Genomic DNA, 22,580 nt, shown 5'->3' with positions numbered 1-22,580 from the left:
ATCATAGCTATGATGTGCTAGATGTTAGTGAGTTTACGCACTATAGAATTAACCACAGTACTCATTTTGCTGAGCGGCGAAATCACATTAATGGGATAGAGAATTTTTGGAATCAAGCAAAGCGTGTGCTAAGAAAGTATAATGGAATTGATCGAAAATCTTTCCCTCTTTTTTTGAAAGAATGTGAGTTTCGTTTCAACTATGGGACACCATCTCAACAGCTCAAAATCCTGCGGAAATGGTGTCAGATTTAACGCTAATCTACTTCAGCCCCAATATTTTTAACTTTTCTCATTTTGCTATCCTTTGTTCTTTCATTCTCTGTTTAAATCATCATTCCGTTGCGTTGCGCTAAACGTAATTTCTGTGGCGTAATATCATTACCTTCGCTATCTACCACCGTAACTGTTGCCAAAATATTGGTTAATTGACCTCGGATTTTCGCTAAATAGCGTTGACGCAACATTGCTCTTTCCGCAATTTCATCCGTAGTTAAACCTTCATTTTTTGCTTTATGTGCCAACTGATTAATTCTATCCAATTCTGAAATTTGCATTATTACCCTCCTTTATCATTTCATCCCTTGAATTTATGTGGTACATTATACAAACTTAATTTATTTTTCGTAAGTACGCACATTTTTTATACCTTTAAATTAAAATAATTTCTTAATTTTCATATAGTTATAAAAACAAAACTGTTATTTTTAAAATTAATATGAAAAATAAATAGACTTTTTTTATAAAATTTTTTCGCTATAATAACGCCGTTTTTTTTCAGACAAGCAGAGGAAACAATGCAAGCGACAGACAAAAATATTACCGAACATCAACAATGCCCGGTAAATACCACTCTGGAGATTATCGGTGGCAAATGGAAAGTGATTATTCTGTATCACCTTTTCCAAGGGACGCAACGTTTCAATGAATTGCGCCGATTGATCCCGAATATCACGCAGCGAATGCTGACATTGCAACTGAGAGAAATGGAACATGACGGCATTTTGCATCGTGAGGTTTATCCGGAAATTCCGCCGAAAGTGGAATATTCACTGACAGAATTTGGACAAACCCTATTGCCAGTGATTAAGGCGATGCACAAATGGGGAAACAAATATGAAAAAACCTGCCAACAACGCCATCAACAGGAAAATTAATTTATGATAAAACGTTATCTTGCTACAAAACCAATGGTGGCGCGCGACCATCAACAACATCACCGTGTCGCCACGCCGTTAGAGTTATATTTTGATCTGGTATTTGTGATCGCTATCGCTGCCACGGCAAGCGGTTTGCATCACGCACTCGCCGCCCATCACCTACTGCAAGGGGTGGCAACTTTCTCTTTTTGCTTCTTCACCGTGTGGTGGGCGTGGATGAATTTCACTTGGTTTGCCTCCGCCTACGATACCGATGATACTGCCTATCGTATCGTGACTATGGTGCAAATGTTCGGGGCATTGATTTTAGCCGTGAGTATTAATGAAGTGTTTCATAACGGTTCAATGAAAAATATGTTATGGGGCTTTGTGATTATGCGTTTAGCGCAAGCCTATCAGTGGTTCAGAGCGGCAAAGAATGATTCAGACCGAAAAGCAACCTGCCTGCGTTACGGCTACGGTTTGATTATCACCCAAATTTTATGGGCGATTGTCGTGTTCGTCTTAACCGATTATGCCTATTATCTGCTGCCATTAATGATGCTGATTGAACTCTCCGTGCCTTTGTGGGCAGAACGAAAAGAGGCAACCAGTTGGCATCCGCATCACATTGCGGAACGTTATGGCTTATTGGCGATTATTCTGCTTGGTGAAGGCTTGCTCGGCATTACCAACGCCATCACACCATTATTGCGTAGCGAAATTTCATTGCTGACCGAAGCCTTGCCGCTCGGTTTAGGCATCTCTGCCATTATGTTCTCGCTTTGGTGGCTCTATTTTAAAATGCCGTTTGCACAATTATTAGAACAACGGCGCACGTTCAAAGCGGCGTTTTTCTTCGGCTATGGTCATTATTTTGTCTTTATCGCCTTAGCCGCTGTCGGTTCGGCATTGGAATTGGTGGCGGATACCGTTACGCAATTAAACAGCACCACTGCCGCTGAACACTCTGTATCGCCACTGTTTGCGATGGCAACCTTAACCACCGCAATCGCCGTTTATTTAACCTCACTCACCTTTATTCGCCGCCGCTTAAGCGAACAACGGCACTATAATTTGATTGGTTACTGGTTAGGTATTATGGCGACATTCCTCGCCATTGCCGCCGTTTATTGTGGTCTGGATCTGGTGTGGGCAATCTGGTTCACCGTGATCGCACCGGTGGTGATGATTTTAATCCATCAAAAAGGCGATCAATAATTCCAACGCCAAACCAAATTATCAATAATGCGTGAGTTTGCTTCACGCATTATTTCTAGTCTTTAAGGCAATTTCGCGATAATGGCATAACCGCTACTTAGCCCTGAGATGCTATAAGCGGTGTTTGCGTCAATAAAAGCAGATTGACCTTGCGTTAAGGTAAGTTGTTGCTGCGCATTGTGTAAGCTGATTTCACCTTGCATTACCAACAAAATTTCTGCACTTTCCGACTTCAAGTTGCATTGATAATCGGCAGCAAAGTTAATATTGCTTAACGCAAAATCTCGGCTTGGCGTTTGATAAGTGTAGTAACCATTCTCTTTGTTGACCGCTGCAATCACCTTTGGCACAATTTCTGTGCAATCGACAATTTTTAACAGTTCCGGAATATCAACATATTTCGGCGTTAAACCACCTCGAATCACATTATCGGAACTCGCCATTAATTCGATATTCTGTCCGCGTAAATAGGCGTGCGGAATACCGGCATCTTGGAAAATGCCTTCCCCTTTTTTCAGATAAACAATGTTCATTAAGTAGAAACTTAACAAGCCGGCATCCAGTTTACCTACGGAAATTTCCATCGCTTCCAAAGCATATAACAGCCAATAATCTGGATTATCCAAAGTTAATTCATTATTTCGATATGCCACTTGATTATGCTGAATAATCGGCAATAGCCATTGTGCTAATTGCGTTTGTGAGGACTGCATTACCTCTGCATAAAAATCTTTTAAAGATTGTTGTTCCAATTTTTCCGCTAAAACCACCAAAGACGGTCGTGCATACAGGGTCTTTAAAATCGCACTTTTGCTTTTGAAGCCGTGTAATAACCAAAAATCAGATAACGCAATCATCATTTCCGGTTTATGGTTGTCATCTTTATAACTGCGTTTCGGATCTTTCAGATCAATGCCTTGTGCATTTTCACGTGCAAAACCTTGTTCCGCCTCTTTTTTGGTTGGGTGCAGCTGAATAGACAAAGGTTTGACCACATCCAATATCTTCAAGAGATAAGGCAATCTATCACCGAATTGCTGTTGCGATTTTTCACCTAACACCGCCGGATGTGCAGCAATATAATGATCAAGCCCTTGTTGTTGTCCGTTCACTTCGATACTGGAAACGGCACTTGGATGCGTACCGAGCCACCATTCTGCATAAATTTGTTGATCCGGCTGTTGTTGTAATAATTGCGGAATAAAGGTTTTTCCACCCCAAATATAGTGTTGTGCCTTTCCGTTTAGGCGATAAAACATAATTTATTTTCCTCCAATCGGCTGGGTAATTCTGCCGCTTTGCGCTAAAAACTGTAAAACAGCGGCAATGTCATCAACATTCTCAATATAGACCGGCAACGCTTTATGATTTTTTAACACGATTTGTAAAAAGCCATTTTCACTGATATTTATCGCATTAATATGTTGATAGGGAATATAAATATTATTTAAAAAAAAGCCATCTTGTTTTAGTAAAAATACTGGATAACGCACAAAAAAGTGATAAATCAATAAAATTGACAACATTACTAATAAGTAAATTGTCATTTGTTCAAGCCCTTGTGGCACTGCTTGATAAACAGCTAACCAAATCAGCCCCAACATTACCACCCCTTCAATTTTCTGTTTGCGTAGAAGCCGTATTTTCAGTGCCGTTTTGCCGTAACGTTTCTCCATTAAGAATTGATCATAAATGGCAAACAGAAAGTAGAGAATAATCAAAGTGAATAATATGGCGTTAATCAACATAGCTATTTCTATCCGTTCTAACAGAAATTTATTATTTATTTAAACAGAAAGTGGGCAAAGCCCACTTCCGCCGAATAGTGATAAGGTGGACAACTGCCCACCTTTATCAATTAGCCTAAAATTCCGGTTGCTGCCCCGATAATACCGATAATGAAAATACCGATAATGATCCAAAGTGCATTGACACGGTTACGCAATAGCCACATACAGGCAAAGGTAAACAGCAACGGTAATAATCCCGGCATTAAGCTGTCGAGGATGGATTGCACGGTGGTAACTTCAACTGTGCCATCCTGTTTGGTAATGGTGGAAACAACAAGCGGCACATTGATGGTTGTCCATTTCTGTACCAACGCTCCCATAATAAACAGACCGAGTATAGAAGCCCCTTCGGTTAATTTTTGCAATAAACCGCCGCTCATATCTTTAACCACATCCAAACCTTTTTTATAGCCGTAAGTTACGCCATAGTAACGTGTTGCTAAACGCACAAGGTTAAATAATACGAAGAAAAGCAATGGCCCTAAAATGCTGCCGCTTAATGCCAAACCTGCCCCTAATGCGGCAAATACCGGACGAGCAGTTCCCCAATAGATTGGGTCACCCACACCTGCCAATGGTCCCATTAAACCGACTTTAATCCCGTTGATTGCGGAGTCTTCGATCGGTTTACCGTTAGCACGTTCTTCTTCCATCGCAATAGTAACACCCAATACCGGTGCGGCTACGAACGGTTGTGTATTAAAGAATTCCAAATGGCGTTTGATTGCATCTTTGCGCTCTTGTGAATTTGGATCCGGATATAAACGTTTAATCACCGGCACCATTGAAAATGCAAAACCTAACGCTTGCATACGTTCAAAGTTCCAAGATCCTTGGAAAAGGTTTGAACGAAGTACGACTTTATTTAAATCGCTTTGGGTTACTTTTTTAGTTTCAGTTGTCATCTCTGCTTTCCCCATTAATCTAATCTGTTGTCAAGATCGTCATTACCGCTTGATACTACTTGCACCACTTGCTTACTTTGATTGTATTTAGGGTGAAGTTGGATATAAAGAATTGCCATAATTGTACCAAGTACACCAAGTGCCACTAAGTTGAAGTCTGTGAACGCTGCTACCACGAAACCGGCATAGAAGAACGGCATTAAGTGACCGGCACGCATCATATTGATAACCATTGCATAACCGACCACGGCGATAATACCACCGGCGATTTTTAATCCGGTTGTCACCACCGGCGGAATCGCACTTAATAAAGATTGAACAGTGTCTGTACCGGCTGTCAATGCCACGATCAATGCCGGAATAGCAATACGCATCGCTTGTAGAAGCAATGCACTGCAGTGTACCCAGTCTAAACGGTTTAAGTTACCGTCTTTTACGGATTTATCTGCAAGGTGTTGGAAACCGACGGTAATCGCACGCACCACATAAGTTAATACCTGACCTGCTGCCGCAAGCGGAATCGCAATCGCAATCCCGGTGGTAATTTCTTGACCGCCAACGATAACCAAAATGGTAGATACAACGGAGGCTAAAGCGGCATCCGGTGCAAGTGCTGCACCAATATTCATCCAACCTAATGCCAATAATTCCAATGAACCACCAACGATAATCCCTGTTTTCACATCACCTAAAACCAGACCGATTAAGGTACAAGCGATTAACGGACGGTGAGTTTGAAACTCATCCAAGATCGATCCCATCCCTGAAATACAGGATATGATGAAGATCAAAATAATTTGAATACTAGAAAGTTCCATAATATTTTCCTTCAGTTAAGTGTTAAATAAGGTTGCTCTTTTTCAATAAATCGATCATATCTTCTTTGCGATCATTCGATACTTTACGCACATCAAGTTCAACATTTAATTCAGCCAACTTTTTAAATGCAGCAATATCTTTATCATCTACTGAAACGGCACTGGTGATCTGTTTTTTGCCTTCACGATAAGCCATACCACCGATATTGACTGATTTAATATCCAAACCTGACTCAACCAAAAAGAGGGCATCGGTTGGATTAGTGAATAACAACATCACACGATCATCGTTATATTCAGGGTTATTATAAACACGCACCATTTTCGCCACATTAACAACGTGTGCGCTCACTCCCGGAGGTGCAGCCTGTTTCAACATTGTTTTACGCACATCGTCTTTATCAACTTCATCATTGACCACGATAATACGATTCACTTTGCTCTCTTTTGTCCAACGTGTTGCCACTTGGCCGTGAATTAAACGGTCATCAATACGCGCAAGGCCGATTGCCATATGTTTACCGGCTGTTGCAACTTGCGCTTGAGGCGCTGCCGGCTGAGGTTGAGCCGGATCTGCTGCTGCCGGAGCCGGTTCAGGTTTGCTTTCCTGCTGTGGTTTTTGTTCCAATTTTAATGCGCGAACACCACCACGACCTGTTTCTAAAGCAATTTCTGCCAACTCTTCTAAAGAAGAATCATCATCACGCGCCATAAAGGTTTCCACCAACATCGGCACGTTAACACCGGTTACTACTTCCATATTGTCTTTGCCGTCCGCAACACGGTTTGCTGCATTGAACGGACTGCCACCCCAAGTATCAACTAGGAATAACACTTGATCACAACCGGAAAGTTCATTCGCCAATTTATCCTGATACTTACCAATAATCGTTTCTTGGTTTTCCCCCGGAACAAATTCAATAAAAGCGACATTTTCTTGTTCTCCGATCAACATCTCTGTTGTACGAAGTAATTGCTCAGCTGCGACACCATGCGTTGCTATGATAATAGCAATACTCATAGGAGCTCCTTATTTAATTTAATGAATAGATAAAATTTCAAATAGAGTAAAAAACGGCGGCAATTTTAAATAAATTTTGCTAAAAGAGATATAACACAGATCACAAAATTGAGAAAAAGATTAGAAATTATCGCGTTATTTCATAGACTTTTGCGTAATATCATTTTTTTAACTTTAGATGTAAAAATAATGTTTCACAGTTGTGAAGTGAATTTATTTTATTTGATAAAATAAATATCAAAATAAATTTTTTTAAGGCATAAAAAAATCTCCTGTCCTTGCGGAACAGGAGATTTTTACTCAATGTTGATTATAGTGAAATCACTGCAAAAATAGTCAATACGGAATAAAGTACTGCTAATCCGTAGAAAATTACACCGCTTGCAGGGATATGTACTTTAAAATCGTGCAATCCTAAATGGATACGGTGAATACCACACCAAGTTGGGAAAATTAACAATACGAGAATTGCCAATTTACCAATCCAAGTATGAGCAAATGCAATGATATTGTCCGGTGACACTAATCCAAATGGGAGTAGAAAACCTAAAATGAGGACTAATACAGGGAAAAATACCGCACTGATTGCGCCACCTGCACCGAACAGTAACCAAACGACAGGTTCGTTTGAACGTTTTGGAGTTTCTTTGTTCATTTTCTGTTTCCTATACTAAAATTAAAGCAATAATACTTACTACTAAGGTAATTGCCCAGAAAACCTTGGTAACCATTTTCACATTAATACGTTCATTATTCACAATGATATTCATCATTTGTGGTGCCATATTAAAGAATGTGAATGTGTTAAGTAACACTGCACCAAGAGTAATAATATTCAGAATAACTACCACCGGATTTTGTAAGAAGTTCACAAAATTACTATCGAAAGTACCGTTGCCTAAGCAAGTCAAACCATAGAATAATTCTAAACAGAACCAAATGGTTGGTACTGATGTACTTTCACGCAAGACGTAGAATTTGTAAAAATCTAACTTTTTCCACCAAGTCGCTTTGACTTCACGCACATATTTTTTGCGTTTACTTGTTGCTACTGTTGTCATTCTACCCTCTCCTTATTTTTGCATTTTTAACATTGCAAAAACGTAGTCTTTCGCACTTTCAATTTTACCTTGGTTAACCGCTGAAGCAGGACCAACGTGTTTTGGACACACTTCTGAACAGTAACCAACGAAAGTACAACTCCAAACCCCATTTTTACCGTTAAGGATCTTCATACGTTCTTCTTTACCGTGGTCACGGTTATCTAAGTTATAACGGTGAGCCAATGTAATTGCACCCGGGCCAACGAATTCAGGATTCAAGCCGAATTGCGGACACGCTGCATAGCATAAACCACAGTTGATACACATTGAGAATGTACGATATTTTTCCAACTCTGCCGGAGTTTGTTTTGTTCTTGACTTCGCCAATTCTGAAGAAGATTGTGGTACATTCTTCAATTCCGGTGCTTTGTTGCCAATGATATATGGCTTGATTGATTCAAGACTTTCGATAAAGTGGCTTAAATCAACAACAAGGTCACGTTCAATTGGGAAATTCGCTAACGGTTCAATACGCATATGACCACTAAAATCACGCAAGAAAGTCTTACACGCTAAGCTAGGACGACCATTTACCATCATCCCACAAGAACCACAGATCGCCATACGGCAAGACCAACGATAAGAAAGATCCGGATCAAGTTTATCTTTAATATAACCTAACGCATCAAGTAATGAGGTTTGGCTATCATATGGAACCTGATAAGATTTTAAATGCGGTTCGTTATCTACTTCCGGATTATAACGTAGAATTTCAACCGTCATTGTTTGTAATGCGTTCGCCATTATTTTGCCCCTTCTTTTGCTGCTTTTTCTGCGGCTTCTGCTTCCGCACCGTAAACACGTTTTGCTGGTTGCGATTTAGTAATCTTCACATCACTGTATTCAATAGTCGGTACTCCACCTTCTTTATAGAATGCAAGTGTATGTTTCAAGTAATTCACATCATCACGTTCAGTATAGTCTAAGCGTTGGTGCGCCCCACGAGATTCTTTACGGTCAAGTGCCGAACAAGCGATGGATTGTGCTACATCAAGGATATAACCCAATTCAATGGTATAAAGCACGTCAGTGTTATAGACGCTTGAACGGTCAGCAACACGGATACGTTTATAACGTTCTTTCAACTCTTGGATTTTATCTACAGTTTTTTGCATACTGTCTTGTGTACGATAAATACCGCAACCCTCTTCCATAGAGTTACCCATTTCATCACGAATTGCAGACCAAGATTCAGTACCTTCCTGATCCAACAACGCATCAAGACGTTTAATCACATCCTGTGCTTGTGCATCAATGACAGATTGATTTGCTGGTTTTGCTTCAACTGCACGTTGAGCAGCTTGTTCACCGGCAACACGTCCTAATACAAGCAATTCAGCAAGTGAGTTAGAACCTAAACGGTTAGCACCGTGTAAACCGGAAGAAGCACATTCACCTACCGCAAATAAACCTTTAATACGGGTTTCACATTGAGGATCAACTTCAATACCACCCATTGTATAGTGAACAACCGGACGTACAGGAATTGGGGATTTAACCGGATCAACACCTTCATACGCTTGTGCCAATTCACAAATAAACGGTAGACGTTCGTGTAAGTATTTTTCACCAAGATGTCTTAAATCAAGATGAACTACATCAACACCTTTTGCAGTCTTCAAGGTGTTGCCTTTTTGCAACTCTTGCCAGAACGCTTGTGAAACTTTATCACGAGGACCAAGTTCCATATATTTATTTTGAGGTTTTCCGATTGGAGTTTCAGGTCCTAGACCATAATCCTGCAAATAACGATAGCCATCTTTATTCACTAAGATACCGCCTTCACCACGGCAACCTTCTGTCATCAAAATACCGGTATTCGGTAATCCGGTAGGGTGATATTGAACGAATTCCATATCACGTAACGGCACGCCGTGACGATACGCCATAGAAAGACCATCACCTGTTACGATACCGCCGTTAGTATTGAAGCGGAACGCACGGCAACCACCTCCGGTTGCAATAATGACAGCATTGGCATTGATTTGAACCATTGTGCCTTCCATCATATTCATTGCAACGACACCACGTGCGTGACCGTCATCAACAAGAATATCAAGCACAAAGTGTTCATCGAAACGCTGAATTTGAGGGAATTGGATAGAAGTTTGGAATAAAGTATGAAGCAAATGGAAACCTGTTTTATCCGCTGCGAACCAAGTTCTTTCGATTTTCATACCACCGAAACGACGTACGTTCACATCACCATCCGGACGACGGCTCCAAGGACATCCCCAACGTTCCAACTGTGTCATTTCAATTGGAGAATGTTCTACGAAATACTCCACCACATCCTGTTCACAAAGCCAGTCACCACCGGCAACAGTGTCATGAAAGTGTTTATCATATGAGTCTTCATCTTTAATTACTGCGGCGGCACCACCTTCAGCAGCAACAGTATGACTACGCATTGGATAAACTTTTGAAATTAGAGCAATTTTAAGGTTAGGGTTTGCTTCTGCAGCTGCGATTGCTGAACGCAAGCCACCACCACCGGCACCAACAATTGCAATATCGACATTAACAGTCTGCACGATATCCTCCAAGGTTACGTTATTTAGAATAGAAGTAAAAAGTGCCATTATTGTGCCATTATTTGCCCGGTAGGTAATTATTTTTTTACAGATTTTTAATAAAAAAAGTCAGTTTCGTGATCTACCTCAAAAAAGTTATGTGGCTGAACAACAATTATGGGGTATACAAAGAAACTGTTGTTAGAACAAGATTTAAACAAAATGAAAAATAGGCAGGATTTTATTTTCTGAAAATTTATTCGACCAACAAAACACAAAAAATTAACATTTTTGAAATAATAAATCTTTTATAGCACGAGAAATTAACAAAATAGAAAAAGGCGACAATTTTGATCTGTCGCCTAACTCTTTTTTTCGTCTATCTCTCTATCTACATCCAAGCATTATTACGAATAATACCGACTGCAATTCCCTCGATTTCTACATTTTCTTGGCTAAGATCGACTACAATTGGAGAAAGTTCACTATTTTCCGGATGCAAATAAAGCATATTTCCTTTACGCTCAAAACGTTTTACTGTTACATTATCACCGATACGCGCAACCACCACTTGCCCATTTCTCACATCTTTTGTACTGTGCACAGCTAATAGATCACCGTCTAAAATACCAATATCTTTCATCGACATTCCCTGTACTTTCAGCAAAAAATCCGCTTTCGGTTTAAACATATTCACATCTACTTGATACATCGCTTCGATATGTTCTTCCGCCAAAATTGGTTCTCCGGCAGCAACCCGACCAACCAACGGCAACCCATCCTGTTCATCGTTTGCCACTTCCACTTCACCAATTAACCTTATTCCGCGTGAAGTGCCGGACACAATTTCAATCACGCCTTTTCTGGCTAACGCCTTTAAATGCTCTTCTGCAGCATTGGCGGAACGAAAACCGAGCTGTTTGGCAATTTCCGCGCGAGTCGGTGGCATTCCTGTCTGTTCCAAATGCTGTTTTACGAAATCAAAAACCTGTTGTTGACGTGCCGTCAGTGCTTTATTACTTTTTATCGCCATAATCCTATTCTCTGTGCTTTTATACAGTATTACCTGTCATTATATACAGCCTCTCTCGGATTGCAAAGATAATTTATCAAGCGCCGTTCTTTTATGCATTGCTTGATCTGACGCTCACTTTTAATCATAAATTTATGCTACACTTACGCCGTTTTTTATTAAAAATCAAAATAAAGGAATTAAAATGGCTTTTTTTCTTAATTTTTATCGAAAATTATTAAGCTTGCCGCTATCTATTTTGGTCAAGAGTAATTCAATTCCCAATAATCCAATCGAAGAATTACATCTCAATATTAATGAACCCCTAATTTATGTGCTTCCCTACACTTCTCAAACCGACTTACTTATTTTTCAGAAAAACTGTCTTTCTTTAGGTTTGCCTGATCCATTAGAGATGAATGAAATTAATAGAAAACAATTGCCTCGCTATGTTTTTCTCGATGAGGGACGTCGTTTCTTTAAATCAAAAACAGTAAAAAAAGAAACAGAACAAATTTTTTCTCAATATCTAGAACAGCACCGCAATTTGCCTGATCTGGATGTGCAATTAATTCCGGTTTCTGTACTTTGGGGACGTTCACCCGGTTACGAAGATAAATCTGGTTTACCGAAATTACGTTTACTCAACGGTATTGAAAAATTTGCAACTATTTTATGGTTTGGGCGTGATAATTTTGTGCGTTTTTCACAAGCAGTTTCTTTGCGCTATATGGTGAATAATTTCGGATCCGATCAAAAAATGGCACAAAAATTGGCTCGTGTCGCTCGTATCCACTTTTCGAAGCAACGCATTTCCGCTACCGGTCCGCGTCTATTAAACCGTTCTGCGATGTTTGCTAAATTACTAAGCAATGAAAATATTATGAATGCCATTGCAGACGAAGCGGAAAATAAGAAAATTTCACCGGAAAAGGCGCGTCAAGAGGCGGAAAAAATTCTACAGGAAATCGCTTCCAACTTTAATTACAGCAGTCTACGTGTGGCTGATCGCTTCTTGCGTTGGCTATGGAATCGCCTTTACCAAGGCATTAATGTTGAACACGCAGATCGTGTACGAAAACTGGCTTTAGAGGGGCACGAAATTGTTTATGTTCCTTGCCATCGTAGCCATATCGACTATTTATTGCTTTCCTATGTCCTTTATCATCAAGGTTTAGTACCACCGCATATCGCTGCCGGCATTAATTTGAACTTCTGGCCTGTCGGATCAATATTCCGCAGCTGGGGGGCATTTTTTATTCGCCGTACATTCAAAGGTAATCGTCTTTACTCCACTATTTTTAGAGAATATCTCGCGGAATTGTTCCATCGTGGTTATTCCGTTGAATTTTTTATTGAAGGTGGACGCTCCCGTACCGGTCGTTTATTAGCACCGAAAACCGGGATGATGTCAATGACATTACAAGCCTTGCAAAGCGGTCAACAAACACGCCCTATCTCAATTGTGCCGGTTTATATCGGTTATGAGCACGTGCTGGAAGTTGATACTTATGCTAAAGAACTGCGCGGTGCGGCAAAAGAGAAAGAAAATGCCGGATTGGTATTACGCGTTATCAAGAAATTACGCAATCTCGGTAAAGGTTATGTGAATTTTGCCGAGCCGATTACACTCAATAATTATTTAAATCAGCATTATCCGGATTGGCGCAATCATAATGCAGATGATAAAAATCGTCCGGAATGGTTTAATGAAGCAGTTTCCCGTGTTTCCAATCAAGTGATGGTAAATATTAATCGTGCCGCTGCTGTGAATGCGATGAATTTAACGGTTTCGATCTTACTCTCTTCACGTCAACGTGCGTTATCCAAAGAGTTATTAATTGAACAGATTGATTCCTGCTTACAATTATTACGTAATACTTGTTACGATGATGATATTATTTTGCCTAACGAAAACGGTGAAACTATATTACAACACGTTTTAAATTTAGATCGTGTCGGCATTTTAATCGAAAAAGATAATTTCGGTGAAATAGTCCGACTAGAACGTAACTCCGCTGTTTTAATGACCTATTATCGTAATAATATTCAGCATTTATTTGTGTTGCCTTCATTTATTGCCAGCTTAGTATTACATCACGAAGCAATAGAATTAAATCTTGTGTTGGATGCCGTGAAAAAATTCTATCCATTCTTGGCAAATGAACTTTTCTTAAATATTCCTGAAGAACGGTTACAACAATATTTATTGTCGATTATTGATGAATTATGCCGACAGGAAATATTAAAACACCACGAAAACATTTTGACCATTAATAAAAAACGTGGACGTTCATTACAGCTTCTAGCCGCTGGTGTACGTGAAATTTTACAACGTTACTTTATTACATTAAGCCTGCTTAAAGCTGAACCTAATAAAGCTAGAGCCGAATTGGAAAAAGAAAGTCAATCTATTGCACAGCGTTTATCTGTGTTGCACGGTATTAATGCGCCTGAATTCTTTGATAAAGCGGTATTTTCTGCTTTTATTAATGGCTTAAAACAGAATGGTTATTTCGATGCAGAAGGTAATGTTAATAATGAAAAATTGGATCAATTACTTTCCATTTTACACAAAATAATTTCTCTCGAAATTGATATTACTATTCAAGGTGCTATCGAAAAATAGTCGTTGTTATAATTAGATCAGCCTACTTATGTAGGCTGATTTTTTATATTCTCATTCTGCATTCATTTCCCCAATTTAATTTTCTAGCCTTAAACTCAAGATCTCTCATTTTTAAATGAAGAATCCACTCAACAAAATAATAAACATAAAAATAATAAGCATAAAAAAACCGCCATTCGGCGGTTTTTAATTGTTGAGGAATATATATGGAATCTAATTATTTAGAGATATGAGCCACTAAATCAAGAACTTTGTTAGAGTAACCTGTTTCGTTGTCATACCAAGAAACAACTTTAACGTAAGTATCTGTTAATTGAATACCTGCTTTCGCATCGAAGATAGAAGTTAATGCACAGCCGTTGAAGTCTGTTGAAACAACATCATCTTCTGTATAGCCTAAAACGCCTTTTAATTCTTCTTCAGAAGCACGTTTCATTTCTGCACAGATTTCTGCGTAAGTTGCTGGTTTTTCTAAGTTTACTGTTAAGTCAACAACAGATACGTTTGGAGTAGGAACACGGAATGCCATACCGGTTAATTTACCGTTTAATGCTGGGATTACTTTACCTACCGCTTTTGCCGCACCAGTTGAAGATGGGATGATGTTTTGAGAAGCACCACGACCGCCGCGCCAGTCTTTCATTGAAGGACCATCAACAGTTTTTTGAGTTGCTGTAGTTGCGTGAACGGTAGTCATTAAACCGTCTTTGATACCCCATTTGTCATTTAATACTTTAGCAATTGGTGCCAAGCAGTTTGTTGTACAAGATGCATTTGAAACGATATCTTGACCTGCATAGCTATCGAAGTTAACACCGTTTACGAACATTGGAGTGCTGTCTTTTGAAGGACCAGTCATAACAACTTTTTTCGCACCAGCTTCAATGTGTTTACGTGCTTTTTCATCTGTTAAGAATAAGCCGGTTGCTTCAACAACAACATCAACACCGATTTCGTTCCATTTTAAGTTAGCAGGATCACGTTCTGCAGTAACGCGGATAGTTTTACCGTTTACTACTAAATGACCGTCTTTAACTTCAACTGTACCGTCAAAACGACCGTGTGTTGAATCATATTTCAACATATAAGCCATATAATCAACATCGATTAAGTCGTTGATACCAACAACTTCGATATCATCACGATGTTGTGCAGCACGGAAAACGATACGGCCGATACGACCAAAACCATTAATACCAATTTTAATTGCCATAGTATTTTTACCTATATTTAATGTTAAACAAAATCGAATTTAAACACAGACTATTAACATCACCAATACCCCGTGTTCAAGCTGGGCGAATTATAACATAAACTTGTTTTTAACGAAAATCCGCTAACCCGCGGATGAAAGATAACACATCACTTTTTTGTGATCTACATCAAATTTTATTCATTAAAGTCTTCGGGTAAATGTTGCTGCATTGATGACCAAATCAGACCACTTTCAATCCCATATTGTCGAATGCAAGGACGAACCTGATCCAATTCACCGCTTTGGCAAATTTTATGCAACTGATGATAAAATTTTAACGCTAACGCCCGTCCTGTCGGATTAGAAAAATAGAATCGCCCGACGCGCTCATATAAACTCTTTAAACTGTTTAAAATCAGCCCATACACCGGATTTTTTGAGGCAAACGCCAATTTTCTAAACAATTCATAATCAAATGTGGTGTAATCTTCAGCGTTATCTTTTAATGTTGCCAACGGTTTAAACACTTCCAAAGATTCTTCTTTCGCAATGCGAAATGCTTTACAGATATAAATAGCGGAAATATTGGTTCTTGCCGATAAAATATTGGCAATGATCGTCGGTACTCGTGTGCCGTCCAACTTAATTAAAGCCTCCAAAATATTCAATCCTGAAGTTTCCCAAATATTATTTACTCTCGTTGGTTTACCGTGCTGAATACTTAACCAACCGTCTCGCGCTAAACGCTGTAGCACTTCACGTAATGTTGTTCTGGTTACTCCGATTTTATCTGCCAGTTCTCTTTCTGCCGGTAAATCAGTTCCCGGTGGAAAGTGGTTATTCCAAATACTACGAATGATATACTCTTCCGCCAAGCCGGCAGGACTCTGTGCTTTGATGACATCGTTCTGTGTTGCCATTAATTATTCCTTTGTCTGTTTTCATATCTTTTACTTTGGCTTATTTTCCAACGCTTTTATTACAGCCACATACCTAAAAGAGACGAAATAGTGAAAATTTTTGATCCTTCACAAATAAAATGAATATCGGATGAATGAACTTGCAAGATTGTATTACAATCTTGCTCGTTGTACATTGAAAAAATTCAATATTCTTTGATCAAAAAAACTTACAGTCTATGGAGATGACGTTATGGCGTATTTGCAAGCTGGTATGCAAAACTTTTTAGGGAAAAGCCCAAATTGGTATAAATTACTTATTATCGGTTTTTTATTGATAAATCCGATTGTTTTTTACATTGATCCTTTTACCGCAGGTTGGATCTTAGTTGCTGAGTTTATCTTTACGCTCGCAATGGCATTAAAATGTTATCCCTTACAACCAGGTGGTTTACTAGCATTAGAGGCCGTAATTATAGGAATGACTACACCGGAACATATTAAGCACGAAATTATGGCTAACTTTGAAGTTATTATGTTATTGATGTTTATGGTTGCCGGTATCTATTTTATGAAACAATTGTTACTGTTTCTATTTACTAAACTTCTTCTTGCTATTCGCTCCAAACTTGTTCTTTCCTTAGCTTTCTGTATGAGTTCCGCATTTTTATCCGCTTTTCTTGATGCACTTACCGTTGTCGCCGTAGTTATCAGCGTCTGTATGGGGTTCTATGGGGTTTATCACAAAGTCGCCTCCGGTAATAAGTTTGATGATTCCACCGATATTACCAATGACGATAAAATCACCAACGCAAAAAATACATTGGAAGAGTTTCGTGCATTTTTACGTAGTTTAATGATGCACGCTAGTGTCGGTACTGCTTTAGGTGGTGTAATGACAATGGTAGGCGAACCACAGAATTTAATTATCGCTGAACAAGCTGGCTGGAATTTTAGTGAATTCTTCTTCCGTATGGCTCCAGTTACCCTTCCAGTTCTTCTTTGCGGTTTATTAACCTGCCTTGCATTAGAGAAATTTAAATTATTCGGATATGGTGCACATTTACCGCGCCGTGTCTGGTTAGTGTTGGCTATTTTAGATCGCAGCCAAAGTGAAAAAATGACCAACAATGATCGTCTAAAATTAATCGTTCAGGCAATTATTGCTGTTTGGTTAATTATCGGTTTGGCATTTCACCTTGCTGCCGTTGGCTTAATCGGCTTAACCATTATTATTTTAGCAACCTCTCTTTGCGGCGTTACCGATGAACATACAATTGGGCGCGCCTTTCAGGAATCATTACCTTTTACTGCTTTGTTGGTAGTGTTCTTCACCGTTGTTGCGGTAATTATCGATCAACACCTTTTCGGTGGCATCATTCAATTCGTATTAAGTGCCAGTGAAAGCTCACAACTTATGTTGTTCTATATCTTCAATGGATTGCTTTCATCTATTTCCGATAACGTATTCGTCGGTACGGTTTACATTAATGAAGCAAAAGCTGCATTAGAAGCCGGCAAAATTTCATTAACACAATTTGAATCTATCGCTGTTGCTATCAATACCGGAACCAACTTACCTTCAGTGGCAACGCCGAACGGTCAGGCAGCATTCTTATTCTTATTAACTTCATCATTTGCCCCATTAATCCGTTTATCTTATGGTAGAATGGTGCTAATGGCGTTACCTTATACTATCGTGTTGTCTATTGTGGGGCTTATCGGAGTAGAATTTTTCTTGCCTGAACTTGCTTCATTATTTACACAATGGGAATTAATCCCGGCGCCACATATTCCACCAGTTCACTAGAAGGATAAATAATGTTCGCACTCTTCAAATCTTGGTCTTTGACTCGAACAGCTTGGTTTATTATGGCGTTATCAGGTGTTGCACTGGAAGGTGCAGCACTCTATTTTCAGTACGGTCTGGGGTTACATCCTTGTGTAATGTGTATTTATGAACGCGTTGCATTATTTGCAATTATTATAGGTGCATTAATTGGTGCCATTTATCCGTCTGTATTGGTTTGTCGACTTCTCGGTATTGTTGTCGGTTTATGGGGGGCAGTTAAAGGATTGATGATCGCTATCGAACACGTCGATTATCAATTCAATCCCGCACCTTGGAAACAGTGCGAATTCAAACCTGATTTTCCGCATACGTTGCCGTTGGATCAATGGTTTCCACAAATTTTCCAAGCTAGCGGCTCTTGTAGCGATATTACTTGGAAATTCCTTGGCTATACAATGCCACAATGGTTAATCGCCGTATTTATTATCTATATCGTTATTTGGCTAATCGTGGCATTATCTCAATTCAAACGCCACCATTTTTCTCGTCAACGTCAATTATTCAGATAAATTTGAACAAAAAAGGATAATTATTTGATATTTATCCTTTTTTTCTTGCTTTTAATATACAGGTTAAAGATATGGTTGATATTCGTCATTCACTGCAAAAATATATTGATTGGGTTATTCGGCTCGGACGTGTACGTTTTTCTATTTTCGGCATAGCTATCCTTGCGGTATTTGCACTTTGTGTGCAAATTCTATTAAGTATTTTCATCATCGGCACGATCGATTGGATGGATATTGTTCGCTCAATTACATTCGGTTTAATTTCCGCCCCTTTTGTGATCTATTTTTTTAATGTGATTGTGGAAAAACTGGAACTTTCTCGCCAACATTTGCACGAATCGAATCAAGAATTATCCAATACATTAGCCTTGTTGGAACAGGAAATCACAGCGAAAAACAAAGCACAAATCGCCTTACAACAAAAAGCGGATTTCTTGCGTTCTTTTATTGATGCCTCTCCCGATTTGGTTTTCTCCCGTGCTGAAAATGGACAATTGCTGGAATGCAATCGGGCAATGGAATTATTGACAGGCAAGAGCGAAACAGAGTTAAAAACGTTGGAAATTGAACAGACATTTTCCGGCGATATTGCCAAATATGTACGTGCAACCGATCAAGCCGTTCTGGATAATAATTATGGAATGACTTACGAACAGTGGTTCAAATATCCGAATGGGAAACTCGCCTGTTTTGAAATTCGCAAAGTGCCTTATTATGATCGCATTAACAAGCAACACTGTTTATTGGGGTTCGGTCGAGATATTACAGAACATAAACGCTATCAGGAAACGATTGAAAAGGCGAGTCGTGATAAATCCACCCTGATGGCAACCATAAGTCACGAATTGCGTACACCACTTAATGGCATTATCGGTTTGAGTCGCATTCTGTTGGATAGCCAATTAAATGAAGAACAGCGTAATTATCTGCATACCATCAATGTAAGTGCGGTTTCACTCGGGCATATTTTTAGCGATATCATTGACTTAGAAAAACTAGACACTCGCCGAATTCAACTTTATAAAAAAGAAACCGACGTTATGCGTCTATTAAGCGATATTGATAATTTTGCAACTTTTATGACCAATCAGAAAAATCTCAGTTTTAAACTGGAATATGATCAAAATTTGCCGAATTTATTGTTATTGGACTATGCACGTGTTTCGCAAATTCTCTGGAATTTAATTAATAATGCCGTGAAATTTACCCCTTCCGGCGGTCTGACATTACGTTTTTCACGCTTGGATCAAAATACTTACAGCTTTGCGCTTACCGATACCGGCATCGGCATTCCGCAATCTGAATTGAAGAAGATCTTTGCAATGTATTATCAGGTTCGTACTGCCAATCAAAAAGCACTTGGTAGCGGTATCGGTCTGTCAATTTCCAAACGTATCGCTAAATTAATGAACGGTGATCTCACGGTTGTCAGTGAGTTGGGCAAAGGTTCAACTTTCACCTTTACCTTTAAAGCCGAACAGGCGCATAAATTACCGGAAATCACCTCTATTCCGGAACTGCAAAATTTATCGGTATTACTGGTTGAAGATATCGAAATCAACATTATTGTTGCTAAATCTGTCCTCGAAAAATTGGGTTATCAGGTAGATATTGCAATGAACGGCAAAGAAGCGATTCATAAAATTGAGAACAATCAATATGATCTGGTTTTCCTTGATATTCATCTGCCTGATATGACCGGTTTTGAAATTGCCGATTATCTACATCAGCAATATGAAGATGAAAAATTCGATTATTTACCGCCTCTGGTCGCATTAACGGCAAATGTCGTTTCCAATAAACAAGATTATCTGAAACACGGAATGGACGATGTGTTACAAAAACCGTTGTCGCTCGATGCTTTAAATAAATGTTTATTGCAACTATTTAATCTACAACCGGAAAATTCCTCTGACAAAGAAAAACAGGAAAACTTCCACGAAGTAGAAATTATCCCTTCCGCACAGGATAAACAGTGGCCTCAACTTGATTTGTCCATTCTTGATGAGCTTTATGAAATTCTTGGCAAACAGGCAATTCAAAATAATTTAAAACTTTTTGTTGCTACAATGCCGGAATATCTACAGCAACTTATGCAAGAGTATCAACGCTATTTGAGTGATCCGCAGCAAAAATTACAACTTACTGAAACTGCACACAAAATGAAAGGGGCTGCCGCTTCGGTCGGATTAAAACAGTTACAACAAATTTGTAAGGCGATTCAGGACGGCGATCGTGAAGATTGGCAAACACAACTTGCCGCTCGCATTGAGCAGCTGCAATCTTGGCAACAGCACGTCGCTGTTCTGCAGCGCTGGCTGGATCGTAAATAATGGTACCAAATTTAATTTTTTTACACGGTTTTCTCGGTAGCAGTGATGATTGGCAAGCGGTAATTAAACGACTTTCCCATTATCATTGCTACAGTTTGGATCTCCCTTTTCACGGGCAAAACAGGCAACAGATTGCGAACTTTGCTCAATGTGCCGAATGGTTATCTAACACCATTCATCACCTAATCGGAAATCAGCCTTACCATTTAATCGGTTACTCCTTGGGCGGTCGTCTAGCTGCTTACTTTGCGACACAAACACAATTTGCCCATCATTATTTACAGCAAGTCTGCTTGGAAGGCGCAAATTTAGGCTTAAATACCGAACAGGAAAAGCAGCAACGTTGGCAAAATGACACAAAATGGGCAGCACGCTTTGCAACGGAAAATATTGAAACCGTGCTTGAAGATTGGTATCAACAAGCCGTCTTTTCAGATTTAACCACGTTGCAACGCCAACAGTTAATTTCAATTCGCAAACATAATAACGGCAGCGATTTGGCAAAAATGCTAAGTGCAACCTCATTAGCCAAACAACCTCACCTTTGGCAACAAATTCAAGCACAGCCACAGAAATTTCACTATATTTGTGGAGAAAACGATCAAAAATTTAAACTGTTGGCTGAAAAACACCAATTAAACCTAACATTAATTGCTAAAGTTGGGCATAATGCGCATATTCATCAACCGGCAGCATTTGCCGATTGTTTAACCACCCTATTCGATCAATAAAAAAGGAAATTTTATGTTATATCCAAGTGAAGACTTTTTATACGCTCCTGTTGAATGGCAAAATTGCAGCGAAGGTTATAGCGATATTTTGTATCACAAATCAAAAGATGGGATTGCTAAAATTACGATTAATCGTCCTGAAGTGCGCAATGCCTTCCGCCCACAAACCGTAAAAGAGATGATTAAAGCTTTTTCTGACGCTCGTTTTGATGAAAAAATCGGCGTTATTGTTTTAACCGGGCAAGGTGAAAAAGCCTTCTGCTCCGGCGGTGATCAAAAAGTGCGTGGTGATTACGGTGGTTATAAAGATGATCAGGGCGTTCATCATTTGAATGTGCTTGATTTCCAACGCGATATTCGTACTTGCCCGAAACCGGTAGTGGCAATGGTAGCAGGTTATGCGATTGGTGGCGGTCACGTTCTACATATGATGTGCGATCTAACCATCGCAGCCGATAATGCTATTTTCGGTCAAACCGGACCTCGCGTCGGTTCTTTTGATGGTGGTTGGGGTGCTTCTTATATGGCTCGCATTGTTGGTCAGAAAAAAGCGCGTGAAATCTGGTTCTTATGCCGTCAATATAATGCAAAAGAGGCATTGGATATGGGGTTAGTCAACACTGTCGTCCCTTATGCCGATTTAGAAAAAGAGACTGTACGTTGGTGCCGTGAAATGTTACAAAACAGCCCTATTGCCTTACGTTGTTTGAAAGCGGCATTAAATGCAGATTGCGACGGTCAAGCCGGTTTGCAGGAATTGGCAGGCAATGCCACAATGCTGTTCTATATGACTGAAGAAGGACAAGAAGGCAGAAATGCCTTTAATGAAAAACGCCAACCGGACTTCAGCAAATTTAAACGTAACCCTTAATTTCCATTGGTCAGCATCCGCTGACCATTTCTTTATTATC

At 39.4% G+C, this 22,580-nt stretch carries 22 protein-coding genes; 9 read left to right on the top strand and 13 right to left on the bottom strand.

All coding sequences use genetic code 11. From position 1 onward, the window contains the following. The coding region (locus tag A3EO_RS13045) for an IS1595 family transposase (RefSeq protein ID WP_018345855.1) at window positions 1–254 on the top strand (254 nt) is incomplete at its 5' end. A 71-nt stretch (window positions 255–325) separates the two neighbouring features. Here A3EO_RS13045 and A3EO_RS0102500 read toward each other — a convergent pair. Continuing rightward, window positions 326–556 (bottom strand): DUF896 domain-containing protein, encoded by a 231-nt coding sequence (locus A3EO_RS0102500; protein ID WP_013745565.1) that lies wholly within the window; start codon window positions 554–556, stop codon window positions 326–328. 240 nt (window positions 557–796) lie between these two features. Here A3EO_RS0102500 and A3EO_RS0102495 point away from each other — a divergent pair, with 240 nt between their 5' ends. Next, on the top strand, window positions 797–1,156 hold the full coding sequence (locus tag A3EO_RS0102495) for a winged helix-turn-helix transcriptional regulator (RefSeq protein WP_018345854.1): 360 nt from the start codon (window positions 797–799) through the stop codon (window positions 1,154–1,156). A gap of 3 nt (window positions 1,157–1,159) precedes the next feature. Continuing rightward, window positions 1,160–2,359, top strand: a complete 1,200-nt coding sequence (locus tag A3EO_RS0102490) for a low temperature requirement protein A (protein WP_018345853.1) — start codon at window positions 1,160–1,162, stop codon at window positions 2,357–2,359. A gap of 62 nt (window positions 2,360–2,421) precedes the next feature. Here the strand turns inward: A3EO_RS0102490 and manA are convergent, their stop codons facing one another. From manA to lexA, 10 genes are all read right to left on the bottom strand, one after another. Then, window positions 2,422–3,618 carry a mannose-6-phosphate isomerase, class I gene (gene manA / locus A3EO_RS0102485; protein ID WP_018345852.1) on the bottom strand — a complete coding sequence of 399 codons (1,197 nt, stop codon included), beginning with the start codon at window positions 3,616–3,618 and terminating at the stop codon, window positions 2,422–2,424. A gap of 3 nt (window positions 3,619–3,621) precedes the next feature. Next, complete coding sequence (locus tag A3EO_RS0102480; RefSeq protein WP_018345851.1) at window positions 3,622–4,107, bottom strand: YobD family protein; 486 nt, start codon at window positions 4,105–4,107, stop codon at window positions 3,622–3,624. A gap of 110 nt (window positions 4,108–4,217) precedes the next feature. Next, window positions 4,218–5,054, bottom strand: coding sequence for a PTS mannose transporter subunit IID (locus A3EO_RS0102475; protein ID WP_026210958.1), 837 nt, complete (start codon window positions 5,052–5,054; stop codon window positions 4,218–4,220). Window positions 5,055–5,068: 14 nt separating this feature from the next. Continuing rightward, window positions 5,069–5,872, bottom strand: a complete 804-nt coding sequence (locus tag A3EO_RS0102470) for a PTS mannose/fructose/sorbose transporter subunit IIC (RefSeq protein ID WP_018345849.1) — start codon at window positions 5,870–5,872, stop codon at window positions 5,069–5,071. 22 nt (window positions 5,873–5,894) lie between these two features. Continuing rightward, a complete protein-coding gene (gene manX / locus A3EO_RS0102465) occupies window positions 5,895–6,893 on the bottom strand; it encodes a PTS mannose transporter subunit IIAB (protein ID WP_018345848.1) in 999 nt (332 codons plus the stop codon). 310 nt (window positions 6,894–7,203) lie between these two features. After that, window positions 7,204–7,548, bottom strand: coding sequence for a fumarate reductase subunit FrdD (frdD, locus tag A3EO_RS0102460; protein ID WP_013745577.1), 345 nt, complete (start codon window positions 7,546–7,548; stop codon window positions 7,204–7,206). Window positions 7,549–7,558: 10 nt separating this feature from the next. Continuing rightward, window positions 7,559–7,954, bottom strand: coding sequence for a fumarate reductase subunit FrdC (frdC, locus tag A3EO_RS0102455; protein ID WP_013745578.1), 396 nt, complete (start codon window positions 7,952–7,954; stop codon window positions 7,559–7,561). A gap of 12 nt (window positions 7,955–7,966) precedes the next feature. Then, window positions 7,967–8,740 (bottom strand): succinate dehydrogenase/fumarate reductase iron-sulfur subunit, encoded by a 774-nt coding sequence (locus tag A3EO_RS0102450; RefSeq protein ID WP_018345847.1) that lies wholly within the window; start codon window positions 8,738–8,740, stop codon window positions 7,967–7,969. Continuing rightward, entirely contained in the window at window positions 8,740–10,530 is a 1,791-nt protein-coding gene (gene frdA, locus A3EO_RS0102445) for a fumarate reductase (quinol) flavoprotein subunit (protein ID WP_026210957.1), read from the bottom strand. Before frdA ends, A3EO_RS0102450 begins: the two co-directional genes overlap by 1 nt. Window positions 10,531–10,900: 370 nt before the next feature. Then, window positions 10,901–11,536 carry a transcriptional repressor LexA gene (gene lexA / locus A3EO_RS0102440; RefSeq protein ID WP_026210956.1) on the bottom strand — a complete coding sequence of 212 codons (636 nt, stop codon included), beginning with the start codon at window positions 11,534–11,536 and terminating at the stop codon, window positions 10,901–10,903. A 190-nt stretch (window positions 11,537–11,726) separates the two neighbouring features. On the opposite strand from lexA, the gene plsB reads away from it, so the two are divergent. Further along, on the top strand, window positions 11,727–14,150 hold the full coding sequence (gene plsB / locus A3EO_RS0102435) for a glycerol-3-phosphate 1-O-acyltransferase PlsB (protein ID WP_018345845.1): 2,424 nt from the start codon (window positions 11,727–11,729) through the stop codon (window positions 14,148–14,150). 217 nt (window positions 14,151–14,367) lie between these two features. On the opposite strand, the gene gapA is transcribed toward plsB, so the two are convergent. After that, on the bottom strand, window positions 14,368–15,363 hold the full coding sequence (gene gapA / locus A3EO_RS0102430; RefSeq protein ID WP_018345844.1) for a glyceraldehyde-3-phosphate dehydrogenase: 996 nt from the start codon (window positions 15,361–15,363) through the stop codon (window positions 14,368–14,370). 176 nt (window positions 15,364–15,539) lie between these two features. Further along, the gene (fadR, locus tag A3EO_RS0102425) at window positions 15,540–16,265 is read right to left on the bottom strand and encodes a fatty acid metabolism transcriptional regulator FadR (RefSeq protein ID WP_018345843.1); all 726 of its coding nucleotides are present in this window, start codon (window positions 16,263–16,265) and stop codon (window positions 15,540–15,542) included. A 232-nt stretch (window positions 16,266–16,497) separates the two neighbouring features. Here fadR and nhaB point away from each other — a divergent pair, with 232 nt between their 5' ends. The 5 genes from nhaB (at window position 16,498) to menB (ending at window position 22,540) form a co-directional block, all read left to right on the top strand. Beyond that, a complete protein-coding gene (gene nhaB, locus A3EO_RS0102420) occupies window positions 16,498–18,054 on the top strand; it encodes a sodium/proton antiporter NhaB (protein ID WP_018345842.1) in 1,557 nt (518 codons plus the stop codon). A gap of 11 nt (window positions 18,055–18,065) precedes the next feature. Next, window positions 18,066–18,605, top strand: coding sequence for a disulfide bond formation protein DsbB (gene dsbB, locus A3EO_RS0102415; RefSeq protein WP_018345841.1), 540 nt, complete (start codon window positions 18,066–18,068; stop codon window positions 18,603–18,605). 71 nt (window positions 18,606–18,676) lie between these two features. Continuing rightward, entirely contained in the window at window positions 18,677–20,938 is a 2,262-nt protein-coding gene (locus A3EO_RS0102410) for an ATP-binding protein (protein WP_018345840.1), read from the top strand. Next, window positions 20,938–21,669, top strand: a complete 732-nt coding sequence (menH, locus tag A3EO_RS0102405; RefSeq protein ID WP_018345839.1) for a 2-succinyl-6-hydroxy-2,4-cyclohexadiene-1-carboxylate synthase — start codon at window positions 20,938–20,940, stop codon at window positions 21,667–21,669. The genes A3EO_RS0102410 and menH overlap by 1 nt, the downstream gene beginning before the upstream one ends. A 13-nt stretch (window positions 21,670–21,682) precedes the next feature. Beyond that, the gene (gene menB, locus A3EO_RS0102400; protein ID WP_018345838.1) at window positions 21,683–22,540 is read left to right on the top strand and encodes a 1,4-dihydroxy-2-naphthoyl-CoA synthase; all 858 of its coding nucleotides are present in this window, start codon (window positions 21,683–21,685) and stop codon (window positions 22,538–22,540) included. Window positions 22,541–22,580 lie beyond the last annotated feature (40 nt).

Origin of the sequence: Gallibacterium anatis DSM 16844 = F 149 (assembly GCF_000379785.1) — a bacterium.
Taxonomy (GTDB): domain Bacteria; phylum Pseudomonadota; class Gammaproteobacteria; order Enterobacterales; family Pasteurellaceae; genus Gallibacterium; species Gallibacterium anatis.
Note: the sequence above shows the minus strand (reverse complement) of the source record. Positions and strands in the feature narration are given on the sequence as shown.

What these genes read in the sequence shown, in the direction of transcription:
- A3EO_RS0102500 (WP_013745565.1), bottom strand. Translation starts at nt 556, where the DNA reads ATGCAAATTTCAGAATTGGATAGAATTAATCAGTTGGCACATAAAGCA.
- A3EO_RS0102495 (WP_018345854.1), top strand. Translation starts at nt 797, where the DNA reads ATGCAAGCGACAGACAAAAATATTACCGAACATCAACAATGCCCGGTA.
- A3EO_RS0102490 (WP_018345853.1), top strand. Translation starts at nt 1,160, where the DNA reads ATGATAAAACGTTATCTTGCTACAAAACCAATGGTGGCGCGCGACCAT.
- manA (WP_018345852.1), bottom strand. Translation starts at nt 3,618, where the DNA reads ATGTTTTATCGCCTAAACGGAAAGGCACAACACTATATTTGGGGTGGA.
- A3EO_RS0102480 (WP_018345851.1), bottom strand. Translation starts at nt 4,107, where the DNA reads ATGTTGATTAACGCCATATTATTCACTTTGATTATTCTCTACTTTCTG.
- A3EO_RS0102475 (WP_026210958.1), bottom strand. Translation starts at nt 5,054, where the DNA reads ATGACAACTGAAACTAAAAAAGTAACCCAAAGCGATTTAAATAAAGTC.
- A3EO_RS0102470 (WP_018345849.1), bottom strand. Translation starts at nt 5,872, where the DNA reads ATGGAACTTTCTAGTATTCAAATTATTTTGATCTTCATCATATCCTGT.
- manX (WP_018345848.1), bottom strand. Translation starts at nt 6,893, where the DNA reads ATGAGTATTGCTATTATCATAGCAACGCATGGTGTCGCAGCTGAGCAA.
- frdD (WP_013745577.1), bottom strand. Translation starts at nt 7,548, where the DNA reads ATGAACAAAGAAACTCCAAAACGTTCAAACGAACCTGTCGTTTGGTTA.
- frdC (WP_013745578.1), bottom strand. Translation starts at nt 7,954, where the DNA reads ATGACAACAGTAGCAACAAGTAAACGCAAAAAATATGTGCGTGAAGTC.
- A3EO_RS0102450 (WP_018345847.1), bottom strand. Translation starts at nt 8,740, where the DNA reads ATGGCGAACGCATTACAAACAATGACGGTTGAAATTCTACGTTATAAT.
- plsB (WP_018345845.1), top strand. Translation starts at nt 11,727, where the DNA reads ATGGCTTTTTTTCTTAATTTTTATCGAAAATTATTAAGCTTGCCGCTA.
- gapA (WP_018345844.1), bottom strand. Translation starts at nt 15,363, where the DNA reads ATGGCAATTAAAATTGGTATTAATGGTTTTGGTCGTATCGGCCGTATC.
- fadR (WP_018345843.1), bottom strand. Translation starts at nt 16,265, where the DNA reads ATGGCAACACAGAACGATGTCATCAAAGCACAGAGTCCTGCCGGCTTG.
- nhaB (WP_018345842.1), top strand. Translation starts at nt 16,498, where the DNA reads ATGGCGTATTTGCAAGCTGGTATGCAAAACTTTTTAGGGAAAAGCCCA.
- dsbB (WP_018345841.1), top strand. Translation starts at nt 18,066, where the DNA reads ATGTTCGCACTCTTCAAATCTTGGTCTTTGACTCGAACAGCTTGGTTT.
- A3EO_RS0102410 (WP_018345840.1), top strand. Translation starts at nt 18,677, where the DNA reads ATGGTTGATATTCGTCATTCACTGCAAAAATATATTGATTGGGTTATT.
- menH (WP_018345839.1), top strand. Translation starts at nt 20,938, where the DNA reads ATGGTACCAAATTTAATTTTTTTACACGGTTTTCTCGGTAGCAGTGAT.
- menB (WP_018345838.1), top strand. Translation starts at nt 21,683, where the DNA reads ATGTTATATCCAAGTGAAGACTTTTTATACGCTCCTGTTGAATGGCAA.